The sequence below is a fragment of the Nocardia tengchongensis genome, from assembly GCF_054781395.1.
The window spans coordinates 663,987-682,342 of record NZ_BAAGUM010000006.1 but is presented as its reverse complement, the minus strand read 5'-3'; the positions used below and the strand labels follow the sequence as shown (position 1 = coordinate 682,342).

At 69.9% G+C, this 18,356-nt stretch carries 19 protein-coding genes; 9 read left to right on the top strand and 10 right to left on the bottom strand.

The window, feature by feature from the left end; genetic code table 11:
- Positions 1-160: 160 nt before the first annotated feature.
- Together ACYVKL_RS14220 and ACYVKL_RS14215 are read right to left on the bottom strand one after the other, a co-directional pair.
- Positions 161-877, bottom strand: a complete 717-nt coding sequence (locus ACYVKL_RS14220; protein ID WP_379163200.1) for a TIGR03089 family protein — start codon at positions 875-877, stop codon at positions 161-163.
- A complete protein-coding gene (locus ACYVKL_RS14215; protein WP_379165732.1) occupies positions 865-2,289 on the bottom strand; it encodes an LCP family protein in 1,425 nt (474 codons plus the stop codon). The genes ACYVKL_RS14220 and ACYVKL_RS14215 overlap by 13 nt, the downstream gene beginning before the upstream one ends.
- Positions 2,290-2,543: 254 nt before the next feature.
- Here ACYVKL_RS14215 and rfbD point away from each other — a divergent pair, with 254 nt between their 5' ends.
- Genes rfbD through manB form a run of 3 tightly spaced genes read left to right on the top strand, consistent with a single transcriptional unit; the run spans position 2,544 to position 5,526 of the window.
- Positions 2,544-3,461, top strand: coding sequence for a dTDP-4-dehydrorhamnose reductase (rfbD, locus tag ACYVKL_RS14210; protein ID WP_379165731.1), 918 nt, complete (start codon positions 2,544-2,546; stop codon positions 3,459-3,461).
- Positions 3,458-4,378 carry a glycosyltransferase family 2 protein gene (locus ACYVKL_RS14205; RefSeq protein WP_246598403.1) on the top strand — a complete coding sequence of 307 codons (921 nt, stop codon included), beginning with the start codon at positions 3,458-3,460 and terminating at the stop codon, positions 4,376-4,378. Before rfbD ends, ACYVKL_RS14205 begins: the two co-directional genes overlap by 4 nt.
- A gap of 56 nt (positions 4,379-4,434) precedes the next feature.
- Entirely contained in the window at positions 4,435-5,526 is a 1,092-nt protein-coding gene (manB, locus tag ACYVKL_RS14200) for a mannose-1-phosphate guanylyltransferase (protein ID WP_213559707.1), read from the top strand.
- Positions 5,527-5,606: 80 nt separating this feature from the next.
- Here manB and ACYVKL_RS14195 read toward each other — a convergent pair whose 3' ends face one another.
- Positions 5,607-5,825, bottom strand: coding sequence for a DUF4287 domain-containing protein (locus ACYVKL_RS14195; RefSeq protein ID WP_379163196.1), 219 nt, complete (start codon positions 5,823-5,825; stop codon positions 5,607-5,609).
- A gap of 75 nt (positions 5,826-5,900) precedes the next feature.
- The gene (locus tag ACYVKL_RS14190) at positions 5,901-6,341 is read right to left on the bottom strand and encodes a DUF4267 domain-containing protein (protein WP_379163193.1); all 441 of its coding nucleotides are present in this window, start codon (positions 6,339-6,341) and stop codon (positions 5,901-5,903) included.
- 88 nt (positions 6,342-6,429) lie between these two features.
- On the opposite strand from ACYVKL_RS14190, the gene ACYVKL_RS14185 reads away from it, so the two are divergent.
- The 3 genes from ACYVKL_RS14185 to ACYVKL_RS14175 are packed head-to-tail and all read left to right on the top strand — an operon-like array spanning position 6,430 to position 8,955.
- Positions 6,430-7,020, top strand: a complete 591-nt coding sequence (locus ACYVKL_RS14185) for a TetR/AcrR family transcriptional regulator (protein ID WP_379163190.1) — start codon at positions 6,430-6,432, stop codon at positions 7,018-7,020.
- A 35-nt stretch (positions 7,021-7,055) separates the two neighbouring features.
- Complete coding sequence (locus tag ACYVKL_RS14180; protein ID WP_379163187.1) at positions 7,056-8,537, top strand: phytoene desaturase family protein; 1,482 nt, start codon at positions 7,056-7,058, stop codon at positions 8,535-8,537.
- A gap of 16 nt (positions 8,538-8,553) precedes the next feature.
- The gene (locus ACYVKL_RS14175; protein ID WP_213559711.1) at positions 8,554-8,955 is read left to right on the top strand and encodes a DUF3052 domain-containing protein; all 402 of its coding nucleotides are present in this window, start codon (positions 8,554-8,556) and stop codon (positions 8,953-8,955) included.
- On the opposite strand, the gene ACYVKL_RS14170 is transcribed toward ACYVKL_RS14175, so the two are convergent.
- From ACYVKL_RS14170 to ACYVKL_RS14150, 5 genes are all read right to left on the bottom strand, one after another.
- A complete protein-coding gene (locus ACYVKL_RS14170) occupies positions 8,956-9,882 on the bottom strand; it encodes a cation diffusion facilitator family transporter (protein WP_379163184.1) in 927 nt (308 codons plus the stop codon).
- Between the two features lie 73 nt (positions 9,883-9,955).
- A complete protein-coding gene (gene manA / locus ACYVKL_RS14165) occupies positions 9,956-11,179 on the bottom strand; it encodes a mannose-6-phosphate isomerase, class I (RefSeq protein ID WP_379163181.1) in 1,224 nt (407 codons plus the stop codon).
- The gene (locus ACYVKL_RS14160; RefSeq protein ID WP_379163178.1) at positions 11,179-12,366 is read right to left on the bottom strand and encodes a tobH protein; all 1,188 of its coding nucleotides are present in this window, start codon (positions 12,364-12,366) and stop codon (positions 11,179-11,181) included. Before ACYVKL_RS14160 ends, manA begins: the two co-directional genes overlap by 1 nt.
- A 73-nt stretch (positions 12,367-12,439) precedes the next feature.
- A complete protein-coding gene (locus tag ACYVKL_RS14155) occupies positions 12,440-13,816 on the bottom strand; it encodes a phosphomannomutase/phosphoglucomutase (protein WP_379163175.1) in 1,377 nt (458 codons plus the stop codon).
- Positions 13,817-13,940: 124 nt separating this feature from the next.
- Positions 13,941-14,330 (bottom strand): DUF3499 domain-containing protein, encoded by a 390-nt coding sequence (locus tag ACYVKL_RS14150; RefSeq protein WP_379165730.1) that lies wholly within the window; start codon positions 14,328-14,330, stop codon positions 13,941-13,943.
- Between the two features lie 184 nt (positions 14,331-14,514).
- On the opposite strand from ACYVKL_RS14150, the gene ACYVKL_RS14145 reads away from it, so the two are divergent.
- Positions 14,515-15,006 (top strand): metallopeptidase family protein, encoded by a 492-nt coding sequence (locus ACYVKL_RS14145; protein ID WP_213559716.1) that lies wholly within the window; start codon positions 14,515-14,517, stop codon positions 15,004-15,006.
- Positions 15,007-15,091: 85 nt separating this feature from the next.
- Here ACYVKL_RS14145 and ACYVKL_RS14140 read toward each other — a convergent pair whose 3' ends face one another.
- A complete protein-coding gene (locus tag ACYVKL_RS14140; RefSeq protein WP_379165729.1) occupies positions 15,092-15,352 on the bottom strand; it encodes a WhiB family transcriptional regulator in 261 nt (86 codons plus the stop codon).
- Positions 15,353-15,947: 595 nt separating this feature from the next.
- On the opposite strand from ACYVKL_RS14140, the gene cofD reads away from it, so the two are divergent.
- Positions 15,948-16,907: a 2-phospho-L-lactate transferase gene (cofD, locus tag ACYVKL_RS14135; RefSeq protein WP_379165728.1), complete on the top strand. Its 960-nt coding sequence runs from the start codon at positions 15,948-15,950 to the stop codon at positions 16,905-16,907.
- Positions 16,904-18,268, top strand: a complete 1,365-nt coding sequence (locus tag ACYVKL_RS14130) for a coenzyme F420-0:L-glutamate ligase (RefSeq protein WP_379163170.1) — start codon at positions 16,904-16,906, stop codon at positions 18,266-18,268. Before cofD ends, ACYVKL_RS14130 begins: the two co-directional genes overlap by 4 nt.
- Positions 18,269-18,356: the final 88 nt, after the last annotated feature.

Here is an 18,356-nt window from a genome sequence, read left to right as displayed (position 1 = left end):
GGGACTCCCTCGTCGTCGGATGATTCCACGGTACGTAAATCCTTGCGGTGGATAAACATCCTGAGGAGGGAAAGCAGCCTCCTACCGGGGTAGGAGGGACAGCTCTCGTAGCTCTGACGGGCAAGCCCCCGAAACACCGGAAATCGCTGCCCGCGTGGTGTCAGCGGCGCTGGGCGGTGACGCGTTCCGTGGCGATGCGATGGTCCAGCGCGGCGAGATCCAGATTGGTGACCTGGACCAGGGACGCGCCCGCGGCGAGGACGGCGACGAAGCCGTCGATCAGTTCGGCGGGGGTGTCCCAGGAGGTGGTCGACAGCACCCGATCCTCGGCGGTGAAACCCTGGCGCGCAGCCGATTTGCGAGCCTCGTCGAGCACGGCGGAGACCGAGGTGCCGTCGAGGGCGCAGCCGATGCCGTGCGGGCGGAACTGGTCGCCGTGCACCCGGACCGAGGTGGCGTAGTCGGTGATGCCGATCGGCAGGTCGCGGACCGGCATGCCCATCGGGTCCAGCGACAGCGCGGCCACCTCGGCGATGCCCTCGGCCTCGTCGATGCGGTCGGCGGTCACCAGCGCCAGTTCGGCGTCGGGGTCGGCGTGCAGCACCACCTCCACGCCCGCCCACCAGCAGCCGAGCAGGACGGCCGCTGTCTGCCAGTGCGCGGGCAGCAGCACCGCCACCCGCGCGCCGGAGGAGAGCCCGAATTCGTCGCGGATCATATTGGCGGTCTTGGCCGCCCAGTTGGCCAGCGTCAGCGCGGAGAGTTCGATGCGCGCGCCGGTGGCGTCGTCGTAATAGGTGATGCGCGGGCCCGCGGGGTCGCGGGCGAGGATGGGGTCGAGCACCGCTTCGGTGAGGGTCTCGTTCAGTTCACGCATTTCGGTCCGTTCGTGCCGGCGTCGATAGGTGGGGCTGGGGGCACGGGCGTCGCGGTCGCGGTTCCCGAGAAATCGAACGTGGCGCTGCCCTTCGCCGAACCCGGACCAGAGTAGTCACTCGCCAGCACCACGCGGATCGCCCCCTCGGGCAGTCCCGCCTGAGCCATCACCGGCAGCCCGCCCAGCGCCTGCGCCACCGCGCGCGCCTTGGCGTCGCCGCCCGAGGCCGCCAGCACCCGGCTGCTCTGCACCGGGCCGCCGATCCAGTTGTCCACCGTGCCGGTGCGGAAACCCTTGGCCGCCAGCGCCTGTGCCACCTGCGCGGCCAGGCCGCCGGTGCCGGAGGCGTTGTAGACGTCCGCGGACACCGTCGACGGCTCGATCCCGCCGTCGCCCTTGGTCTCCTCGTCGTCGCCGACCGCGGCGGCCACGAACTTGTGCACCGCGGCCGGATCCACCCGGACCACCGATTCGCCGTTGTCGGTCCAGCCGTTGAGGTCCTTGACCGGAATGGTCTCGAACTTCACCGCGCCACCGGAGAGGTCCTGCAGCTGGTGCAGGAAGCTGACGACGTCCCAGTCCTCGTCGAGCACCACCGTGCGGCCGACCGCGGAACTGAGTTCGTTCAACCGGCTCGGGCTGGTCAGCACCTTGGCGCTGAGCACCTGATGCACCAGCTGCGCCATGTACACCTGCTGGCGCACGATCCGGTCGATGTCGCCGCGCGGCAGGTCGTGGCGCTGGCGCACGAAGCTCAAAGCCTGTGCGCCGTCGAGCTTCTGCTTGCCCGCGGGGAAGTCCGCGCCCGAGAGCGGTTCGTCCACCGCATTGTTCAGGCACACGTCGACCCCGCCGACCGCGTCGGTGAGCAGCACGAAGCCCAGCAGCCCGACCTCGGCGTAGTGGTCGACGGTGATGCCGGTGAGGGCGGCGACGGACTTGACCAGCGCCTGCCGCCCGGCTTGGGTGGACTGGCGCTCGGCCTCGGCGGGGGCGACGCCCTTGTCGAGCAGCTTCTGCTGCGCGGTGATCTTGGTGGCGCCGTACGCGGAGTTGATCTTTCCCATGCCGAGGCCGGGGATGTCCACGTAGGAGTCGCGGGGAATCGAGACGGCGGTGGCCGAACTGCCGTTGTTGGGCACCCGGATCAGGATGATGGTGTCGGTGTTGAGCCCGCCCTCGCCGTCGTCGCCGGCGTGCAGCATCGCCAATTCGTCCTGGGTGAGCGAATTTCCGTGCGCGTCGGTGCGGGAGTCGATGCCGACCATCAGGATGTCGGTCGCGCCGTCGGCGTTGTCACCGCCCAGGCCCAGATTGCCGATCCGCTCGATGCTCGACACCAGCTGGTCCACGCTGTGCCAGCCCAGCCCGGTCACCGCCAGCGCCAGCACCGAGATCGCCGCCGTCAGCATCCGGCCCGGGCTGCCCGACCACCAGCGTCGTCGCGGTCCGTTGATGGACGGGCGCGACCGTGGCGGCACGGATGCCCAGGCACTCTCCGGCAACCGACTGTCCTTTCCGAACTCGGCTCAATGGACCTGGCATGCGAGGTCGCATCGAACGACAGACCCCCATGAAACAGGCTAGTGGCGGTAGCCGTTCTGTTGCCGTAGCCCGGGCTCCGTGAGTCGTGTGGCGGCCGTCGCGTGCCACACTGACTGCCGTGATTGGCGATGACGTGAGCCCGACCACCGGCCGGTCGGGTCCGGGCGCCGGGCGGCTGCTGGTGACCGGGGCGCGCGGGCAACTCGGGCGCGCGCTCACCGCGCTCGCGCCCGCCGCGCGCGGCCTGACCCACGCCGACCTCGACATCACCGCCGCCGACGCCGTGCGTGAGCTGGTGAAACCCGGGGATGTACTGATCAACTGCGCGGCCTACACCGCGGTGGATCCGGCCGAGTCCGAGCCGGACGCCGCCTTCGCGGTGAACGCGACCGGGCCGGCCGTGCTGGCGCGGGTGTGCGCCGAACGCGGCGCCCGGCTGGTGCACGTCTCCACCGACTATGTGTTTCCGGGCACCGGCTCCCGGCCGTACGAATCGGACGATCCGACCGGACCGGCCACGGTCTACGGACGGACGAAACTCGCTGGCGAGCAAGCGGTTCTGGAGTTCGCCCCGGACGCGCGGATCGTGCGCACGGCGTGGGTCTACACCGGCGCGGGCAATGATTTCGTGGCGACCATGCGCCGGTTGGAACGGGAGCGCGACACCATCACCGTGGTGAACGACCAGATCGGCTCACCGACCTACGCGCTCGATCTCGCGGCGGGTCTGCTGGAACTCGCCGGCGCGCTCGGGCCCGGTGACGTGGATCCCCGGATTCCCCGAATCCTGCACGCCACCAATGCCGGACAGGCCAGTTGGTTCGATCTGGCGCGGGCGGTCTTCACCGGCCTCGGCGCGGATCCCGAGCGCGTACAGCCCTGCGGCACCGAGGATTTCCCGAGACCCGCTCCGCGCCCGGCGTATTCGGTCCTTTCGGGCAATTCGTGGGCCGCGGCGGGCCTGTCGCCCCTGCGAGACTGGAAGCAGGCACTGAACGACGCACTGGCCGCCATCTCCGACTATCCTGGGCCCCCGTGAGCCCCTCGGATTCTGTCGGACAGCCCCCCGCCGCGGCGAAAAAACCGCAGCTGGCAGTCGTCACGGTGACCTACTCGCCCGGCGAGCACCTGGAACACTTCATCAGCACCTTGGCCCTCGCGACCAGCGAGAAGCCACAGGTCATCCTGGCCGACAACGGCTCGGTCGACGGCTCGCCGGAATTGGCCGCCGAGGCCAACGCGCACGTGCGCCTACTACGCACCGGCGGCAATATCGGTTACGGCGGCGCGATCAACCGCGCGGTGGCCGAGATCGACCCGGACATCGAATTCATCGTCATCGCCAACCCGGACGTGCGCTGGGGCACCGATGCCATCGACGAACTGCTGGCCGCGGCCCGCCGCTGGCCGCGCGCGGGCGCGCTCGGCCCGAAGGTGCTCGAGCCGGACGGCAGCACCTACCCGTCGGCGCGCTCGGTGCCGGGCATCGCCGACGGCGCCGGTCACGCCATCCTGGGCAGCGTCTGGCCCAAGAACCCGTGGACCCTGCGCTACCGCCAGGACAACGAGGCCATCTCCGAGCGTTCGGTCGGCTGGCTGTCGGGTTCCTGCCTGCTGGTGCGCCGCGCGGCCTTCGATTCAATCGACGGTTTCGACTCCCGCTACTTCATGTACATGGAGGATGTCGACTTCGGCGATCGCATGGGACGGGCCGGCTGGCACAATGTGTTCGTGCCGTCCGCCGAGGTCACGCATGCCAAGGGTCATGCCGCCGGTCGCCACCCGGAGACCATGCTGCCGGCCCATCACGCCAGCGCGTACCGTTTTCAGGCCGACCGGCATCCGCACTGGTGGCAAGCCCCACTTCGGGTGGCACTGAAAGCCGGACTTGCGGTGCGCTGCAAACTTGCGGTTCGATCCGCACTGCGCGAACGTGATCGAAACGCCTCTGTTTAACAATGGGGCGGAGGGTCGCGGTCGCGTATTCCTGACAACCTGACACAGGGGAGAAGATGGCGAACAGCGGTAACACCGCCGGGTCCACGGACGCGGTGATCCTGGTCGGAGGCCAGGGCACCCGCCTGCGTCCGCTGACCTTGTCCGCCCCCAAGCCGATGCTGCCCACGGCCGGACTGCCGTTCCTGCAGCACCTGCTCGCGCGCATCGCCGACGCCGGCATCACCCACGTGGTGCTCGGCACCTCCTACAAGGCGGAGGTGTTCGAAGAGCACTTCGGCGATGGCTCCGACCTCGGGCTCGAGCTCGAATACGTGACCGAGAGCGAGGCCCTCGGTACCGGCGGCGGCATCCGCAACGTGCTGCCCAAGCTGCGCGCCGACACCGTGCTGGTCTTCAACGGCGACGTACTGGGCGGCACCGACCTGGGCGGGGTGCTCGAGACCCACCACACCTCCGGCGCGGACGTGACCCTGCACCTGGTGCGGGTCAGCGACCCCCGCGCCTTCGGCTGCGTCCCCACCGACGAGAACGGCCGCGTCACCGCGTTCCTGGAGAAGACCCAGGATCCGCCGACCGACCAGATCAACGCGGGCTGCTACGTCTTCCGCCGCGAGTACATCGAGAAGATCCCCGCGGGCCGGCCCGTCTCGGTCGAGCGTGAGACCTTCCCGTCGCTGCTCGCCGAGGGCGCGCACATCCAGGGCCACGTGGACGTCTCCTACTGGCGTGACATGGGCACCCCCGAGGACTTCGTGCGCGGCTCGGCCGACCTGGTCCGCGGCATCGCCCCGTCCCCGGCGCTGCCGGGCCAGCGCGGCGAATCCCTCGTGCACCCCGGTGCGGGCGTGGCCCCGGGCGCGCTGCTCATCGGCGGCACGGTCGTCGGCCGCGGCGCCGAGGTCGGCGCGGGCGCGCGACTCGACGGCGCGATCCTGTTCGACGGGGCACGCGTGGAAGCCGGTGCCACCGTGGAGCGTTCGATCATCGGTTTCGGCGCGCGGATCGGCCCGCGGGCCCTGGTGCGCGACGCCGTGATCGGTGACGGCGCCAATGTCGGCGCGCGGTGTGAACTGCTGCGCGGCGCGCGCATCTGGCCGGGTGTCGACATCCCGGACGGCGGCATCCGCTTCTCCACCGACGTCTGATCTGCCACAACGGAATCGGCCGCTCCCGGAATGGGGGCGGCCGATTTCGACTGTGCGGCGGAGGTTCTCCGAAGCTGCGCTCAGCGCTCCCACTTGCCGGGGTTGAGGTGGAACTGGGCCAGCGCGGTGGCGTGGCCGTGGCCCATCTCGTGTTCGGCCTTCAGCCAGTTCACCAGATCCTTCTGCCCGGTGATGCCGGTGCCGTCCATCAGCGCGAACCAGTCGTCCACGGCGCGGCCGTATTTGACCTCGATGGACGGGAAGTACGAAGCGGGGCCGTGGGGCTTGGTGGTCGCCATGTCAGTCTCCTCTGCGCTGCTGATCCCGGGTGGGGCTGCGGTGTCGTAGGTGGGGACGGTGCGGCCCACCGGAATTCATCGTGCCGTGGCGGGGGTCACAGTGGTGGAAAGGCTTGCGGGAGCGATGGCGGTGGTGCGGCCCTCGCGGATCAACAAGAATCCGGTGGCGGCGACCAGGACGGCGGTCAGGCCGTGGACGCCGAGGGCGGTCGCGGTATCGCCGCCGTGGCGCAGGATGGTGAGCATGTCGCCGGTCGGGATGAGGGCCTCCACCAGCATGGCGATGCCGAGGGCGTAGCGCTGGCGGGCGGCCAGCAGGGCCACGATGAGCAGGCCGCAGGCTACGTCGCGCACGCCCTTCACATTCAGGAAGTCGGCGGCCTCGCCGGTGGGGGCGACGCGCATGCCGAAGGCGGCGGCCGCGGCCTGCGGGTCGGTCAGGAAGCGGACGCCGACATAGCTGATGAACGCGGCGCCGACGAGGGACAAGACGGTGGCGATGCGGGAAGTCTTCATTGCTGCTCCAGAATCTAGCGCTGCTAACTGATAGAGCAACGCTAACTCATGCGTCGGTAGATTGTCTAGCGATGCTAGAGTTTTCGTCATGAGCGCTATTCAGACCCGCAGAGAACGCGAACGCGCCGAACGGCGGCAGCGCATCGTCGACACCGCCCGCACCATCGCCGAGACCGAGGGCTGGGACGCGGTCACCGTGCGCAAACTCGCCGACCGCATCGAATACAGCCAGCCCGTGCTGTACAGCCACTTCGCCGGGAAGGACGCCATCGTCTCCGCGGTCGCCGAGGCGGGGATGGCCGAATTCGCCGGGGTGGTCCGGCAGCTCCGGGAAACGGCCGCCACCCCGGAACAGGCGCTGCGCGCGGTGGTCCAGGGCTACCTCGACTTCGCCCGCGACAGCGCGGCCCTCTACGACGCCATCTTCCTGCTGCGCACCGACCTGAAATTCGGGCCCGACGCGCCCCAGGCGCTCAAGGACGCCTTCACGGAACTGCTGCTCACCTTCGCGCCCTTCGCGCCGCCGCACGACCCCGAGACCTTCACCGAGGTCGCCTGGAGCACCATGCACGGCCTGGCCACCCTGGATCGAGGCGGCCGGCTCCGGCCCGACTTTCGGGAACAGCGCCTGGAAATCCTGATCGCCCAATGGGTTCGCCGTGACCGACCCCACTGTTGACGCACCGAACTCCCACCCGGGCATACGCTGAATCCATGGCTGACGCGGTGGTGGTCGGATCCGGTCCCAACGGACTCGCGGCGGCGGTGATCCTGGCCCGCGCCGGGCTCCAGGTCGAGGTGTACGAGGCCTCCGACGGCATCGGCGGCGGCTGCCGCACCGGCGAGGTCACGCTGCCGGGCTTCCACCACGACCTGTGCGCGGGCGCCCATCCGATGGCGGTGGCGTCCCCGTTCTTCCGGGCCTTCGACCTGAAGGCGCACGGCGTCGAACTGCTCACCCCGCAGGTGTCCTACGCGCATCCGCTCGACGGCGGGCACGCCGGCCTGGCCTGGCTGGACCTGGATCGCACCGCCGACGGCCTGGGCCGTGACGGCGGCTCCTGGCGGCGGCTGTTCGGTCCGCTGGTGCGCAAGTGGGAGGACCTGGTCGGGCTGGCGATGTCGGATCTGCGGCATCCGCCGATCGACCCGGCCGGGCTGCTGCGCCTGGACCCGGGCATCGAACTGCGCTTCGTGCGCCGGGTGCTCGAGCAGTCGACGCCCTTGTGGAACCTGCGTTTTCGGGAGGAGACGGCCCCGGCGCTGCTGACCGGTGTCGCCACGCACGCCATCCGGCCGCCGCGCGGCATTCCGGGCGCGGGCGTCGCCATGCTGCTCGGCACACTCGCCCATGTGCGGGGCTGGCCGGTGCCCCGCGGCGGCAGCCAGGCCATCATGGACGCGCTCGCCGACGATCTGCGCACCCACGGCGGCCGCATCGTCACCGGCCACCGCGTCGACTCGCTCGACGAATTCGACGAGGTCCGTGCGGTTCTCCTCGATGTCGCCCCGGCCGAACTCCAGCGCATCGCGACCTTGCCAGCGCGATACAACTTCGCGCTCAACAGGTTCCGCTACGGCGGCGCGGCCTGCAAGGTCGATTTCGCGCTCTCCGGTCCCGTGCCCTGGCAGGCGCAGGGCTGCGACCGGGCCGGAACCCTGCACCTGGTCGGCACCCGCGCCGAGGCCGTGGCCGCGGAAAAGGCCGTCGCCGCGGGGCGGCACGCGGACCGGCCCTATGTGCTGGCCATCCAGCCCGGCGTCGTCGACTCCACCCGCGCGCCCGCCGGCAAACACACGCTGTACACCTACGCGCACGTCCCCAACGGCTCGGCCGAGGACCTCACCGAGACCGTCACCGCCCAGGTGGAACGCTTCGCCCCCGGCTTCCGCGATCTGATCCTCGCCACCCACGTGCGCACCGCGGTCACCATGCCCGCCCACAATCCGAACTACATCGGCGGCGACATCTCCGCGGGCGCGATGACGCTGCGCCAGACCGTCTTCCGCCCCGCACCCCGCTGGAACCCGTACGCCACCCCGCTGCCCGGGGTCTACCTGTGCTCCTCGGCCACCCCGCCCGGCCCCGGCGTGCACGGCATGAACGGCTATTTCGCCGCCCGCCATGCCCTGCGCAAGGAATTCGGCATTCTGACCGATCCGCTCGAATTGCTTACCGGCCGCTGGCGCATCTGATTGTTAGGCTCCCGCCATGGCCGGTTATTCGGGCACGCCGCTCCCGCGCAAGCTCGGCATCAAAGCCGAGAGCCGGGTGCTGCTGGCCCACGCGCCCGCGGGATTCGAGCTGGGGGAGTTGCCTTCCGGCGTGCAGCTGCATCGCCGCGCCGGGGTCGGCCCCTATGACGTGATCCTCGGCTTCTGCCCGGACCGCGCCGCCCTGACCCGCCGGTTCAGCGGCTGGCGGGAACGACTCGCGATCGACGGCGGCCTGTGGCTGGCCTGGCCCAAGAAGGCGAGCGGCGTCCCCACCGATCTCGGTGAGAACGCCGCTCGCGCTTACGGTCTGGCCCAGGGCCTGGTGGACAACAAGGTCGCCGCCATCGACGAGACCTGGTCCGGCCTGCGGTTCGTGGTCCGCCTGGCCGATCGCTGACTACTGCTGAACGGCCGGGGTCCGGTACAGGTCCGGCTCCAGGTAGATGACCCGGGCGGCCGGGACCTGGGCGCGCACGCGCGCCTCGGCCTGGTCGATGGCGGTGGCGATATCGCTGATCTCCAGGCCGGGGACGATGGAAACCTTTGCGGCGACCAGCATCTCCTCCGGGCCCAGGTACTGGGTGCGCAGGTGGATGACCTTGTCGATGCACCGGTCGTCGACCAGGGCATCGCGGATGGCCGCGTCCTCCTCGGGGGTCGCGCCCTCGCCGATGAGCAGGCTCTGCATCTCGATGATGAGGATGACGGCGATGACGCCGAGCAGGATGCCGATGGACAGGGTGCCGACGCCGTCCCAGATCGGCTCGCCGGTGATCATGGTGAGGCTGATCGCGGCGAAGGCGAGGACCAGGCCGATCAGTGCGCCCGAGTCCTCGAGCAGCACCACCGGCAGTTCCGGGTTGCGCGAGTTGCGGATGAACCGCCACCAGCTGGCATCGCCCTTGAGCGGCTTGGATTCCCGCATGGCGGTGATGAAGCTGAAGCCCTCCAGCGCGATGGCCAGCCCGAGGATGACGATGGCGACGATCGGGTTGGACAGTTCCTCGGGGTGCTGGATCTTGTGGATGCCCTCGTAGATGGCGTACACCGAGCCGAGCGCGAAGATGACCAGCGCGACCACGAACGAGTAGAAGTAGCGGTTGCGGCCGTAGCCGAACGGGTGCAGTTCGTCGGCCTCCTGCTCGGCGCGGCGCTGGCCGAGCAGCAGCAGCCCCTGGTTGGAGGTGTCGGCCACCGAGTGCACGGCCTCGGCCAGCATGGACGCCGATCCGGTGATGGCCGCGCCGACGAACTTGGCCACCGCGATACCGGCGTTCGCGCTCAGCGCCGCCAGGATGGCCTTCTTACCGCCGCCCGCAGACATTGACTGCCCCTTCCCAACCTGTGTCCGTTTTGTCCCAAAACGCGTATGACCGGGAGAGCCTACCGTCCGAGCGTCAATCCTCGCCCACCGCGGCGCAGAACAACTGCGCCGCGCCGTCCACCGCCTGGGCCCGGATCCCGCCGTCCGCGGCCGAGATCCACGCCGCGCGCCCGCACTCCACGATCAGGTCGTGCCCGCCCTGGAACAGACGCACCCGGCCGTGCGTGACCAGCGCGATCACCGGTCCGGACCCGACCACCGGCACCGGCTCGGCATCCGCCGCGAGCTCGAAACGGCTGAGCCCGAACTCCGGCGCGGGCGTGTGATAGCGGAACACGCTGTCCGACACCCGCTCCGCCTCGATGACGGGCAGGTCCAGCGGCTCGAAGTCCAGCACCCGCAGCAGCTCCGGCACGTCCACGTGCTTGGGGGTGAGCCCGCCGCGCAGCACGTTGTCGGAATTGGCCATGATCTCCACGCCCACCCCGCGCAGATACGCGTGCAGGTTCCCGGCGTCGAGGAACAGGCCCTCGCCCGGCTCCAGGGTGATCCGGTTGAGCAGCAGCGCCGCCAGCACCCCGGCGTCGCCGGGATAGGCCTCGGCCAGTTCGAGCGCGGTGCGCACCTCGGGGACGAATTCCTTGCTGCCGCTGCCGGCCCCGGACAGGTAGCGCACGCAGCCGTCGAGCACCTTGGGCAGCAGTGTGCTGAGGCTGGCCTGCGGCAGCGCGATCCAGGTGGTGAACAGCGTGCGCAGGCCCGCCGAGTCGGGCTGGGCGGCAAGCAGTTCGGCGTACTGGTTCAGCTCCGGCACGTCGAGGGCCTGCAACAACCGCACGGTCTGGCGCGGTTCGCGGAATCCGGCCAGCGCCTCGAAACGGTCCAGCGCCACCACGAGTTCGGGTTTGTGGTTCTCGTCGCGGTAGTTGCGCATGGCCGAGTCGATGGCCACCCCGTTGTGGTTCTCCCGCGCGAACCCGGCCCGCGCCTGTTCGATGCTGGGATGGGCCTGCAGCGAGAGCGGTTCCTCGGCGGCCAGGATCTTCAGCAGGAACGGCAGCCGGCCCCCGAATTCGCCTGCCACCGGTCCGAGTTCGTGTTGCGGGTCGGCGCTGACCAGCTCCAGCAGGGATTCGCTGTGACCGTTGATCTGCACGCGGGCCGGATCGGCGGGATGGGCCCCGAACCAGAGTTCGGCTTCCGGATGCGCGGAGGGAACCGGTCGTCCGCACAGCTGTGCGAGCGCGGTGCGCGAACCCCAAGCGTAGGAACGCAGCGCACCAACGAGTTCGTGCACTAGTAATTGCCCCCGTCGTAACGTCCCGGTCCGGTGGCCGGGCGGGAACCGAGTAGTCGGAGGTAGGCGGCCGCCATCTCCAGCCGAAGTGCGAGTACCGCAAGCTTTTCGACGTCGCCGCTCGCGGCGGCGGGCATCGGCTGCCCGGGCGCGCCGGCCTCCGCGGGCGGGGCGGCGGCCGCCTCCGCGTCCACGGTGATCAGGTCGGTGTCGACGAGCCCGGCGTCGGAGCCGAACACGGCCAGCCGGCGGCGCACCGCGACCTCGTCCGGGTCCGTGCTCACCACGAAGATCCGCACCTGATCCACCGGTGCGGGCCCGTCGAGCTCCTCGTCGTGGAACAGCGGATCGAAACCGGGCGCGGCCACCCCGGCCGACTGCACCAGGCGGCCGTGCGCGGCAATGGCTTCCGACAGCGAGACGGCCGTGGTGACCTGACCGGCGGCGGCCAGCAGCACCTCCGACCCGTGCCCGGCCAGCTCGGCGGCGGCGCCGGAATCACCGGCCAGCACGATGCGCTTGCGCTGCTGCATGCGGGTGGCCAGGGTCTTGGCCGGATTGTGGAAGGCCTCGTGCTGCGGGCCGTCGCGCAGCGCCTCTTCGTCGAGCAGGTCTGCGAGAGCGTTCAATTCGGGCACCAGCGGCCCGACCCGATGCCGGTCGACGGTGTTCAGTACAGCCAGGCCCGCGGCCAGATAGCGCAGCATCAGATTGTGGTCGAGCACCCGCACCCGCGGCGCGAGAATGGTGGCGCGCCCGGCGGCCGCGGCCCGGATCGGGCCCTCGTCCGGTGCGGCGACGACCACTTCGGCGCCCCGGCGAAGCGCTCGGTCCACCGCCTCGGCCAGCCGCGGATCACCCGCGTCGTCGCCGGCCACCAGCACCACGTCCAGCGGCCCGACCCACGGCGGGATCGAGGTGGCCGGAACCAGCGGCATACTCGTGCGGTCACCCAGGGCCGCGATCAGCAGCGCGGCCGCGCGCGCGGCGCGTCCGCTCCCGGAAACCAGCACCAGACTGCGCGGGCGCAGATCGGTCAGCCGGGCGAGCGCGTCCTCGGAAAGTGCCGCGGCGGTTGCCCTTACCTGGGCGCCACCCGATGCGGCGGAACGCAAGACACCCCCGGCGTCGGCCGCCTCCAGCGAGGCGACGTCATCGAGGTCGATTACCGGTGTCCCAGCGATCATCGGGCGTTGCCACCTCCCCTCATCGGGTCACCAGGCGCTGGTGAATCCAAGCTCTGTGATTCCACTATTCCAGTCAGGCGCGCACGATGCTCAGGATCTCGGTTACGAGTGCGTCTACATCGTCCTGCGATCGCGCCTCGACGTTGAGCCGCAGCAGCGGTTCGGTATTGGAGGCGCGCAGGTTGAACCACGCCCCGTCGGCCAGCTGCACGGTCACCCCGTCCAGCCGGTCGACCGACTTGGCCCGGTTGCCGAACGCCTCGACCACCGCGGTGGTCCGCTCGTGCGCGTCGGCGACCGTGGAGTTGATCTCGCCGGAGGCCGCGTAGGTCGAATAGGCCGACGCCAGTTCCGACATCGTGCGCTCCTTCTCGCCCAGCGCGGCCAGCACGTGCAGCGCCGCGAGCATGCCGGAGTCGGCGCCCCAGAAGTCGCGGAAGTAGTAGTGCGCCGAGTGCTCGCCGCCGAAGATCGCTCCGGTGGCGGCCATCTGCTGCTTGATGAACGAGTGGCCGACGCGGGTGCGCACCGGGGTGCCGCCCAGTTCGGTCACCAGCTCCGGCACCGCCTGCGAGGTGATCAGGTTGTGGATCACCGTCGCGCCCGGCTCCTTGGTCAGCTCGCGCTCGGCGACCAGGCCGGTGACGGCGGACGGCGAGACCGGGTCGCCCTTCTCGTCCACCACGAAGCAGCGGTCGGCGTCGCCGTCGAAGGCCAGGCCGAGATCGGCGCCGGTGCTGCGGACGAAGTCCTGCAGATCCACCAGGTTCTTCGGATCCAGGGGATTGGCTTCGTGATTGGGGAAGGAGCCGTCGAGTTCGAAGAACAGCGGCTCGATGGTGAACTGCGGCAGCGTGCCCAGCACGGCGGGCACGGTGTAGCCGCCCATGCCGTTGCCCGCGTCCACCGCGATGCGCAGCGGGCGCGAGCCGCTCAGGTCGACCAGCTTGTGCAGGAAAGCGGCGTAGGCCGAGAGCAGGTCCTCGCGGGTCTCGCTGCCGCGCGGGCCGTCGAAGGCCGGGACGCCGGCGATGACCTCGTCGGAGATGACGGCCAGGCCGGTGTCCTGACCGACCGGCAGCGCCTTGGCGCGGCACAGCTTGATGCCGTTGTACTTGGCCGGGTTGTGGCTGGCGGTGAACATGGCGCCGGGGCAGTCCAGGTGACCGGAGGCGAAGTACAGCTGGTCGGTGGAGGCGAGGCCGATGTGCACCACGTCGAGGCCCTGCGCGAGCACGCCGTCGGCGAAGGCCGCGGCCAGTTCGGGGGAGGAGTCGCGCATGTCGTGACCGATCACGATGCGCGTCGCGCCTTCGGTCCGCATCAGCCGGGCGAAGGAGCCGGCGACATCCCGGACGAAGTCCACGTCGATCTGCTCGCCGACCACTCCGCGAACGTCGTATGCCTTGATGACTGCTTGTACGGACTCGGCGGACCGGGCGACTGTCATGGGGAACACCCTAGTAGCAGACCCTCGCACGGGCAGACTTCGCCTGCCCCTACTTGTCGGGTCAAGTGATTCGGTGAGATGAGAGCGACTTGTCGGGTATGTCCGCGCGTCGCGGACCTCCGAGTCAGCTCGGCGGGTCGGGTAGGACGCGTAGGTGGCCGCGGCGGCCGGTGCGACCCGTGCGGGTCGGGCGCTGCTGGGCGGGGGCGTAGTCGGTGTAGCCGCGCGGATCCGGATCGGTTGGGCGGCGGCGCAATCCGGCTTCGCGGACGGCCTCGGCCAGGGCGGTCAGATCGTCGTCGTCGGGGGTGGAGGAGGAAAATCCGCCCTCGTGGCGGACCAGCTCCCAGCCCTTGGGCGCGGTGATCCGGGAGGCGTGCGTTTCACACAGGTCCCAGGAATGCGGCTCGGCGACCGTGACCAGTGGACCCACGACCGCCATCGAGTCGGAGTACACATAGGTCAGCGTCGCGACGGCCGGGTTCTTGCAGCCTGGACGGCAGCAACGACGCATGGGGATCACGCCAAGCAGGGTAACCCCCCTCACGCCCTCGTGGACACAGACACGCTCAATGAGCCGGGTCTCACTCGAGCCACAAGGGCCTCGGGTACCTGTGCGAAGACCGGCCGGACGGCGGCCGCGCGAGCGGGTCGGGCGGGTGCGCACACCCGCCTGGGGTAAGGGTTAGATTCAAGGTATGACCCGTTCACGTAAGAGGCGGCCGCCCACCGCGCGGTCGGTCATCCGCCGCGGGCGGGGTGTGCGCGGGCCGATGCTGCCGCCGACGGTGCCCGCCCGGCGCACCCGCGGTCAGGAGTTCGACCGGCTGGTGCTGGAGGCGTTCGCGCCGCTGGAGAGCCGCTGGCACGAGCAGCTGACCAAGCTCGACATCGCGGTCGACGATGTGCCGAAAATCCGTCCGCTGCACCCCGATTCGGTCACCTGGCCGGACGAGGTGGTGGCCGACGGGCCGGTGCCGCTGTCCCGTCTGATCCCGGCCGGGGTGGACCGCTACGGCATGACCACCCGCGCCCGCATCGTGCTGTTCCGTAAGCCGCTGGAACTGCGTGCCGGGGACCCCGACGACCTGGTCGACCTGCTGCGCGAGGTCCTCGTACAGCAGCTCGCGACCTATCTGGGGGTCGAGCCCGACATCATCGACCCGGACCCGGACGCGGACAACGGGTAGCACCCGAACCCCGCGCCTTACCCCGAACTATGTTTCACGACAATTGATTTCGTCAGTTCGGGGTATCTCGTCGGCGGGTAGGTCTTCAGATAATGCCGCGCTTGAGGCGGCGGCGCTCACGCTCGGAGAGGCCGCCCCAGATGCCGAAGCGCTCGTCATTGGCGAGGGCGTACTCGAGGCACTCGTCGCGTACCTCGCAGCCCAGGCAGATGCGCTTGGCTTCGCGGGTGGAGCCGCCCTTCTCGGGGAAGAACGCCTCCGGGTCGGTTTGGGCGCACAGCGCCCGTTCCTGCCATTGTTCGGCTTCGGTCATCATGCGACCGCCGCGCGAGAAAGTGTCGTACATATCCTCGGCACCGCTGACGATCAGGCTCAGCCGCGGTGGTTCGGGCTGGTAGGCAGCTCGCGCCCACTGTCCGCCCCCCGGCCGCGTCGTCATCGGTTCACCCCCCTCATATCCGTTCCGGTCCTCGGCGCAGAAATCAGGTGCTGCGCCAGTCGTGGAATCGGTTTGCGATACACCGCCCGGAATGCCCGACGGGGCCAGCTCATCGGCCATCGCTCCGCCTCCTCACTGTGTGTTAGCGCAGAATGATTAATCCGTCGGAGCCGATCCCACCGACGGCCAACACCGCGGCGTAGTCCCGCGGCCATCCCCGAGCTCGACGCCACTCCGGTGCGAACGCTTGTTCGAAAACCCGTCCGCGCCTTGCACTCTCACGCGGACCCGGAATGACATGCCTGTGATTAGACACGCCGGGAGCGGCGATGGTCAAGCTGCCGAAGCAATTCCGTTACCATCTGCTACTCCTTTTGGCGACGTTCCCGCAGATCAAACAGCAAATTCACAGCAAATAAGTCGCGGGCCATCTTCCCGCCGTCACCGCATAGGCTGTGCGGATGTGACTCGAGAACAAGCGGACACCGCGCCCGGCACCGGCCTGCGGATCGCGGTCCTGGTCGGCGGGGTCGGCGGCGCGCGGTTCCTGATGGGCGTGCGCGAGCTGCTGCCCGGAGCCGACACCACGGCCATCGTCAATGTCGGCGACGACGTCTGGATGCACGGGCTGCGCATCTGCCCTGACCTGGACACCTGCATGTACACCCTGGGTGGCGGCATCGATCCCGAACGCGGCTGGGGACACGCGAACGAGACCTGGAACGCCAAGGAAGAGCTGGCGAAATACAACGCCCAGCCCGATTGGTTCGGGCTCGGCGACCGCGATATCGCCACCCACCTGATCCGCACCGAAATGCTGCGTCAGGGCTATCCGCTCTCGGCGGTGACCGAGGCCCTCTGCAACCGGTGGCAACCGGGTGTGAAGCTGCTTCCGGCAACCGACGACCGCTGCGAAACGCATGTCGTTATCGGGGACCCGGAGAACCCTGGCGAACGCCGCGCGATCCATTTCCAGGAGTGGTGGGTCCGGTACCGGGCGAACGTAGAGACCCATGGATTCGTGACTATTGGGGCAGATGCTGCGAAACCAGCCCCGGGTGTGACGGAAATCATAGAATCTGCGGACGTGATCCTGCTCGCTCCCTCGAACCCCGTCGTGAGTGTCGGAGCGGTCCTCTCGGTGCCCGGCATTCGGGGCGCACTGCGCACGACGGGTGCGAAGGTGATCGGCCTGTCCCCGGTGATCGGTGGAAAAGCCTTGCGCGGCATGGCCGATGAATGCCTGTCCGTGATCGGCGTGGAGACCTCCGCCGAGGCGGTCGGCAACTACTACGGTGCGCGCTCGGGCACCGGCATCCTCGACGGCTGGCTGGTCCACACCGGCGACACCGCCGACATCCCGGGCGTCGAAGTACGCAGCATCCCGCTGCTCATGACCGACCCGGCCACCACCGCCGAGATGGTTCGCCAGGCCCTCGACATCGCGGGAGTGAAACCGTGACAACCGATTCCGGCCAGAGCCTCGGCGACCACGGGTCCCGCGGCGAACTGCGCATCCTGCCCATCGCCGGCCTGCCCGAATTCCGGCCCGGCGACGACGTCGCCGAAGCCATTGCGGCACAGGCCCCGTGGCTGCAGGACGGCGACGTGCTGGTGGTCACCAGCAAGATTGTTGCCAAGGCCGAGGGCCGTGTGGTGAGCGTGCCCACCGATCCGGAGGAGCGCGACGCCGTCCGCCGGAAACTCGTGCTCGAGGAGTCGGTGCGGGTGCTCGCCCGCAAGAACCGCACCCTCATCACCGAGAACAAGCTCGGCATCGTGCAGGCCGCCGCCGGCATCGACGGCTCCAATGTGGAGCAGGACGAACTCGTGCTGCTTCCCGAGGACCCCGACGCCAGCGCCAAGGCGCTGCGCGCGGAGCTCGCCGAACGCCTCGGCGTCCAGGTGGCCGTGGTCATCACCGACACCATGGGCCGGGCCTGGCGCAACGGCCAGATCGACGCCGCGATCGGCTCGTCCGGACTGCGGGTGCTGCACGACTACAACGGCGCGGTCGACGGGCAGGGCAACGAACTGCACGTCACCCTGGTCGCGGTGGCCGACGAACTGGCCGCCGCCGCGGACCTGGTGAAGGGCAAACTCGGCGGGGTCCCGGTCGCGGTGGTGCGCGGCTTGGACTACACCGACGACGGCTCCACCGCCGCGGGTCTGCTGCGCCGCGGCGAGGAGGACCTGTTCTGGCTCGGCACCGAGGAATCGGTCGACCTGGGTCGCAAACAGGCGATGCTGCTGCGCCGCTCGGTGCGTCAATTCGCCGACACCCCGGTGGAACCCGAGGTCATCCGCGCCGCCGTCGCCGCGGCCCTGACCGCCCCGGCGCCGCACCACACCCGCCCGGTGCGGTTCGTGTGGGTGCGCAAGCGCGGCCTGCGCGAGCAGCTGCTCGAGGCCATGGCCGAGAAGTGGCGCACCGACCTGACCGGTGACGGCCGCACCCCGGAGAGTGTGGAGAAGCGAATCCAGCGCGGCCGCATCCTCTTCGACGCGCCCGAGGTGATCATCCCGTTCTGCGTGCCCGACGGCGCGCACGACTACCCGGACGAGACCCGCCGGGCCGCCGAGAAGACCATGTTCACCGTCGCGGTGGGCGCGGCCGTGCAGGGCCTGCTGGTGTCGCTGGCCGTGCGTGGGGTGGGCAGCTGCTGGATCGGATCCACCATCTTCGCCCCCGACGTCACCCGGGAGGTGCTGGGCCTGGAGGCGGATTGGAGCCCGCTGGGCGCCATCGCCGTCGGCTATCCGCTCGAGGAGCTCGCGCCGCGCGAGGCCCGCGAGCCGGGTATCGGGCTGGTCGAGCTGTGAGCGATCGAACCGAAGGCGCAGCCGCCCTCGCGGTCATGCCGGAGCCGAGCGCCGGCGAGGTGGAGGCGCTGTGAACGAGCGCAGCGAG

Coding starts and splice junctions, on each gene's coding strand:
- ACYVKL_RS14215 (WP_379165732.1), bottom strand. CDS start 2,289: ATGCTGACGGCGGCGATCTCGGTGCTGGCGCTGGCGGTGACCGGGCTG.
- ACYVKL_RS14160 (WP_379163178.1), bottom strand. CDS start 12,366: ATGATCGCTGGGACACCGGTAATCGACCTCGATGACGTCGCCTCGCTG.
- ACYVKL_RS14150 (WP_379165730.1), bottom strand. CDS start 14,330: ATGCGTCGTTGCTGCCGTCCAGGCTGCAAGAACCCGGCCGTCGCGACG.
- ACYVKL_RS14145 (WP_213559716.1), top strand. CDS start 14,515: ATGACCCGTTCACGTAAGAGGCGGCCGCCCACCGCGCGGTCGGTCATC.
- ACYVKL_RS14190 (WP_379163193.1), bottom strand. CDS start 6,341: ATGAAGACTTCCCGCATCGCCACCGTCTTGTCCCTCGTCGGCGCCGCG.
- ACYVKL_RS14140 (WP_379165729.1), bottom strand. CDS start 15,352: ATGTACGACACTTTCTCGCGCGGCGGTCGCATGATGACCGAAGCCGAA.
- ACYVKL_RS14170 (WP_379163184.1), bottom strand. CDS start 9,882: ATGTCTGCGGGCGGCGGTAAGAAGGCCATCCTGGCGGCGCTGAGCGCG.
- manB (WP_213559707.1), top strand. CDS start 4,435: ATGGCGAACAGCGGTAACACCGCCGGGTCCACGGACGCGGTGATCCTG.
- ACYVKL_RS14175 (WP_213559711.1), top strand. CDS start 8,554: ATGGCCGGTTATTCGGGCACGCCGCTCCCGCGCAAGCTCGGCATCAAA.
- ACYVKL_RS14195 (WP_379163196.1), bottom strand. CDS start 5,825: ATGGCGACCACCAAGCCCCACGGCCCCGCTTCGTACTTCCCGTCCATC.
- ACYVKL_RS14180 (WP_379163187.1), top strand. CDS start 7,056: ATGGCTGACGCGGTGGTGGTCGGATCCGGTCCCAACGGACTCGCGGCG.
- ACYVKL_RS14155 (WP_379163175.1), bottom strand. CDS start 13,816: ATGACAGTCGCCCGGTCCGCCGAGTCCGTACAAGCAGTCATCAAGGCA.
- ACYVKL_RS14220 (WP_379163200.1), bottom strand. CDS start 877: ATGCGTGAACTGAACGAGACCCTCACCGAAGCGGTGCTCGACCCCATC.
- ACYVKL_RS14185 (WP_379163190.1), top strand. CDS start 6,430: ATGAGCGCTATTCAGACCCGCAGAGAACGCGAACGCGCCGAACGGCGG.